This is a genomic window from Pedobacter sp. (assembly GCF_041662865.1).
GTDB lineage: Bacteria > Bacteroidota > Bacteroidia > Sphingobacteriales > Sphingobacteriaceae > Pedobacter.
Map to the genome: position 1 here is coordinate 1 of NZ_JBAZRL010000088.1, position 5587 is coordinate 5587.

The following is a 5587-nucleotide window of genomic DNA, read 5'->3' on the forward strand; positions in this document are numbered from 1 at the left end:
ATCCAATGCTTACGTTTTATGCAGCAACTGTTAGAGAAGATGCTAAAGATTTCCCAAAAGGTGGATTTCAGATGGAAAACGCGTTAACGCCAGAGCAAGCCTTAAGAGGAATGACGATTTGGGCAGCAAAGGCAAATTTTGAAGAAAAAGAAAAAGGAAGTTTAGAAGTTGGCAAGTTTGCCGATTTCGTGATATTAGAAAACGACATTATGAAAGCAAATCACCAACAAATATTACAAAATAAAGTGTTAAAAACCTACCTAAATGGAGAAAAAGTATATGAAGCAAAATAACTTAATTGGCATAATTGCCACTTGTTTAATCTTAGTTTTTACTTTGAGCGCATGTGCTCAAGATCACAGACAAAATGAAAACCGATTAAAAAATATAAATGCTATTGCCAATAGTTCAGTTTTATTAAATAATCAACAAAGTTTTATTCCTGTTACTAAACTGTCGGATAAAAAATTCGTTTCCGTTAATTTAGGTTTTGAATATCAATCTTCATTTGATAGTTTATTAAATAAATACGCTGAAGTAAAATCATTAAGTGCCGAAAAATATCGTGATTCAACTACGCTAAACGATTTAGCAGATGATTTGAAATATTACAGTACTGTAATTATCACTATTACAGATAAGATGGCAAAAAATGGTCGTTTGTTAAATTTTATAAGCGATGTAGCCAAACATAAAGATGTAGTTTTAGCCGTTTTTGGCGATGGAAAAAGTCTAAGTTCATTTGATAATTTAAGCTGCCCTATTGTTTGGAGCCATCAAGACAACAATGAAGCAGCAATGGTTGTTCCGCAGCTTATTTTTGGAGGAATAGCTACACAACAAACATTAGCTAAAGGATTTTCCGCAAAATATACTGCAGGTTCTGGCTTTAAAACTACAGTAACTCGTTTAAAATATTCAGTACCTGAAGATGCTGGTGTAAATACAGAAGATTTAAATGAAATTGATAAAATTGTTGCAGAAGGAATTTCAGGAAAAGCATCGCCAGGGATGGTTGTTTTAGTAGCCAAAGATGGAAAAGTAATTTACAATAAGGCTTTTGGTTACCACACTTACGATAATGTGATGCCAGATAAAGTAACCGATATTTTCGATTTGGCATCGGTTACAAAAGTTACTGCAACGACACCAACTGTAATGCGTTTGGTAGAGGAAGGAAAATTGAAATTAGACACCAACATCGGTTATTATATTCCTAGAGCACGAAATACACCAATGAATGCGATAAATGTTCGCGAGGTAATGCTGCATCAAGCAGGATTTATTCCTTACATTCCTTTTCATAATTTTATCAAAGAAGGAGATTATAGCCGCGATTCATCAGCTGCCTATCCAACAAAAGTTGCTGATAGGTATTACGTAAAGAAAGGATTTTTTAGCGATTTCATGTGGCCGAAAATGTTAAATTCACCCATAAAAACACGTGGAAAGTACGTATACAGTGATATTAGCATGTATGTTATGCAAGATATTGTAGAGCATATTACAGAAAAACACGAAGAACAATATGTGTTAGATAATTTTTATACTCCACTAGGCATGCAAACTACGGGCTATTTGCCACGTAACCGTTTCAGTAAAGATCAAATCGTACCTACAGAAGACGATCAGGTATTTAGAAAAACATTGCTAGAGGGCTATGTGCACGATCAAGGTGCAGCTTTAAAAGGTGGTGTTGCTGGTCATGCTGGCTTATTTGGAAGTGCTAATGACTTGGCTATTTATTATCAGCTTTTGTTAAATAAAGGCACGTATGGTGGAGAACAATATTTTAAACCACAAACGGTAGAAACATTTACCAGCAGGCAATCTGACGTGAGCAGAAGAGGTTTAGGTTTTGATCGTTGGGATCCAGATTTAACTAAAAAATATCCATCAGAATTGGCTTCACCTCAAACTTTTGGACATACAGGCTATACTGGCATTGGTGTTTGGGTAGATCCATCTAGAGGATTGGTTTACATCTTTTTATCAAATCGTGTGAATCCAACCGTAACTAATAAACTGAGTGATTTAAATATCCGTCCAAGGATACAAGATGCAATTAATAGAGCAATAGATAAGGGAAAGAAATAATTTTGTCATTCGATGAACGAGAAATCTCTGATAGGTTAGATTCTTCACTAACTCTCTAAATGACAAATGAGTTATTCAAGCAACCAAATAAATTGAAGGCTTAAAAAACAAAACGGGTTCCACAATGTGGAACCCGTTTTTACTATCTGATTGCTAAGACTTATTTCTTCAATCCAATCTCTCTCAATCTTTCATCTAAATATTCTCCAGCAGTCATATCGCTGTATGCTTTTGGATGTTCTGCATCGATACAAGAACTCAACGAAGTTAAATCCATATCGCTACGCGGATGTAAGAAAAAAGGAACTGAGAAACGTGAAGTTTTCATTAATTCACGTGGTGGATTTACTACTCTATGTGTAGTAGATTTTAATTTGTTATTGGTTAAGCGTTGCAACATATCGCCCACATTTACAACAATGTCAGTATGTTCTGCTTTAATAGCCAACCACTCATTACTACGAGTGAGAACTTCTAAACCATCAGCACTTGCACCAATTAACAAGGTAATTAAGTTAATATCTTCATGAGCTCCTGCACGTACAGCATCATCAGGTAATTCTTCAGGATTTTCAATTGGAAAATAGTGAATCCCTCTTAAAATAGAATTTCCATTATGTACGTGTTTATCAAAATAATTAATAGGCAATTCTAAATAGGTAGCAATGGCACGTAAAAGGTGTTTACCATTCTCTTCCAGTTTTTTATAAATTTCTCTTGTAACAGGATTAAATTCTGGGATTTCTTCTAATACCTCGTTATCAGGATATTCATTTTTTATCGGATCTCCATCACTTACTTCTTGACCAATTTGCCAAAACTCTTTTAAATCTGCAGTTTTAGCCCCTTTTGCAGTTTCTTTGCCCGCACTAGTATATCCACGTTGTCCTGCTAATTCTGGTTTTTCGTATTTGCGTTTAGTTTCTACGGGTAAAGCAAAAACACCTTTAATATTTTTATATAATTTATCAATCAGTTCCTGACTTACGCCATGATTGGTTATGGTTACAAAACCAGAATCGTTAAAAGCTCTTCCCAATTCATCAGAAAACTTTTTACGTTGTTCTTCATTTCCATTAATATACGTACCTAAATCAAGGCAAGGGATATACGGTGTAGACATAATTTTTTATTTAATGAACATTAAAATTAAAAAAGATATGTTAATAAATCTTAATCATTATATTTTTTGTTATTTAACAAACTAAATAACAATTTGTTAAGTTATTAACAAAATATTTTAATTCACAATTAAAGATAAATATTGTCAAGACTAAGTCCCTTTTTACTTTTAAAAAACTTTAGTATTTTGTTTTACGTATTATTACTTAAGTAAAACAAACTCCAAGATGAAATATATCATTAGTATGGTTTTAATTCTTTTATCTATGCAAGACGCCGATGCCCAAAAACAAAAACTACAAAAAGCAACATTCGGAATGGGTTGCTTTTGGTGCACAGAAGCTTTATTTCAACGCTTAAATGGCGTTAGCAATGTCAAATCTGGTTATGAAGGTGGCGATGTTCCAAACCCTACCTATGAAGAAGTTTGTACAGGAACTACAAATCATGCCGAAGTTATTGAAGTAACTTATGATCCTGCAAAAATTAGTTACGATGAATTATTAGAGGTTTTTTGGAAAAGCCACGACCCTACAACATTAAATAGACAAGGTGCAGATGTTGGCACACAATACCGTTCGGTAATATTTTATCATAGTGATGAACAAAAAGAAATTGCAGAGAAATACAAAGCGGCTTTAAATAAAGACAATGCTTTTGGCAAACCTGTGGTAACTACAATAGTAAAAGCTGAGCCTTTTTATGTAGCAGAAAACTATCACCAAGATTATTTTATAAAAAACGGTGAGCTTCCTTATTGTCGATTGGTGATTTTACCTAAAATGGAAAAGCTAGAAAAATTATTTAGAGCAAAGCTGAAAAATTAGGTTTTAAAAACTATACCATTAAAGCTGGAGATGTCTAGCTTTTTTAATTAGCACCAAATTGTCATTACGCCTAAAGTGACAACTTACTTATCATACATCAAGAGGAGATCAATTTATATTAATCACTTTTGTACTATAAAATTGATATATATAAAATGAGTTTAATAGAAGCACTAAATTGGCGTTATGCCACTAAAAAAATGAACGGCAAAGCTGTTCCGCAAGAAAAAGTAGATTTGATTTTAGAAGCTGCACGTTTAGCACCAACTTCTTCTGGCTTACAACCGTATAAAGTTATCGTAATAACTAATCCAGATTTAAAACAGACACTTTTACCGCATTCATTTAACCAATCTCAAATTATAGATTCTTCTCATCTTTTGGTTTTTGCTGCTTGGGATACATATACAGAAGATAGAATTAATGGTGTGTTTAAGCACACACATAACGAACGTGGTACTCCTCCAGAAAGCACAGCTGATTATCAAAAAATGTTGGTAAATAGCTATGTACCTAGAAGTGAAGATGTAAATTTTAATCACGCAGCTCGTCAGGCTTATATAGGTTTTGGAATGGCATTGGCCGAAGCAGCTATTCAAAAAGTAGATGCTACGCCAATGGAAGGATTTGACAATGCCGAATACGATAAAATTTTAGGATTGACAGAAAAAGGATTAAAGAGCATTGCAATTATGCCTTTAGGCTACCGAGATGAAACTAGCGATTGGTTAGTAGGCTTGAAAAAAGTACGTCAACCAAAATCAGAATTCATTATCGAATTCAACTAAAAAATACACTAAGTATAAACGGGTGCTCTGCAATAAGGTATCCGTTTTTTTATGCATTTTTAATTGTAAAAATATGTTAAAGATTAGTTACAATGCTTATCCATCAATCAATAATCAATATATTAGCAAACATTCCAAAGCTTAATCCAATTCGATGAAATTTACGAGAATTCTCTTTACGTTAGTCGCTTTTATATTTATTCTGAATTCAGCTGCTTTTGCTCAGCAGGATAGTATTGCATTGAATAACATCATTACAAAAACTAAAAGATTATCGGACGAACAACCGGTAGAAAAAGTTTATCTACATTTTGATAAGCCTTATTATGCCGTTGCAGATACGATGTGGTTTAAAGCCTATGCAACTATTGAGCAAAACTTACCTTCGCCCTTAAGTAAAATAGTTTATGTGGAAGTTTGGAATGCACAAGATTCTTTAATGCAAACTGTAAAATTACCCCTTAAAAATGGTGTTGCTTATGGCAATATTCCACTTAACATGCAAAACTACAAACAGGGTAATTATTATGTAAGGGCCTATACATTATGGATGCTCAATTTTAGCAATGATTATTTCTTTACGAAAACCATTCCACTTGGTTAGGCGATTGACAAAAAATTAATCATTAATATTTCATATAGTAATGAGCAAAGCGATAAGAATTTAAAAACTACAGCTAAAATTCAATTTAAAGATATTGCCAAAAAACCGTACGCCAATAAAACGGTAAATTGGAAAGTTATTTCTAATTA

6 protein-coding genes are annotated in these 5587 nt (G+C 33.3%); 5 read left to right on the forward strand and 1 reads right to left on the reverse strand.

The annotated features are described in order from the left end of the window. Together WC622_RS16215 and WC622_RS16220 are read left to right on the forward strand one after the other, a co-directional pair. The coding region (locus WC622_RS16215) for an amidohydrolase family protein (RefSeq protein ID WP_372820737.1) at positions 1-293 on the forward strand (293 nt) is incomplete at its 5' end. Next, a complete protein-coding gene (locus tag WC622_RS16220) occupies positions 265-2097 on the forward strand; it encodes a serine hydrolase domain-containing protein (RefSeq protein WP_372820738.1) in 1833 nt (610 codons plus the stop codon). The genes WC622_RS16215 and WC622_RS16220, both read left to right, overlap by 29 nt. Positions 2098-2257: 160 nt before the next feature. Here the strand turns inward: WC622_RS16220 and WC622_RS16225 are convergent, their stop codons facing one another. Beyond that, entirely contained in the window at positions 2258-3220 is a 963-nt protein-coding gene (locus WC622_RS16225; RefSeq protein WP_372820739.1) for an isopenicillin N synthase family dioxygenase, read from the reverse strand. Positions 3221-3446: 226 nt separating this feature from the next. Here WC622_RS16225 and msrA point away from each other — a divergent pair, with 226 nt between their 5' ends. The 3 genes from msrA to WC622_RS16240 all read left to right on the forward strand — a co-directional run bounded on the left by msrA (position 3447) and on the right by WC622_RS16240 (position 5438). Then, entirely contained in the window at positions 3447-4046 is a 600-nt protein-coding gene (gene msrA / locus WC622_RS16230) for a peptide-methionine (S)-S-oxide reductase MsrA (protein ID WP_372820740.1), read from the forward strand. Between the two features lie 155 nt (positions 4047-4201). After that, complete coding sequence (locus WC622_RS16235; RefSeq protein ID WP_372820741.1) at positions 4202-4834, forward strand: NAD(P)H-dependent oxidoreductase; 633 nt, start codon at positions 4202-4204, stop codon at positions 4832-4834. Between the two features lie 154 nt (positions 4835-4988). Next, on the forward strand, positions 4989-5438 hold the full coding sequence (locus WC622_RS16240; protein ID WP_372820742.1) for a hypothetical protein: 450 nt from the start codon (positions 4989-4991) through the stop codon (positions 5436-5438). The last annotated feature ends 149 nt before the right edge of the window (positions 5439-5587 follow it).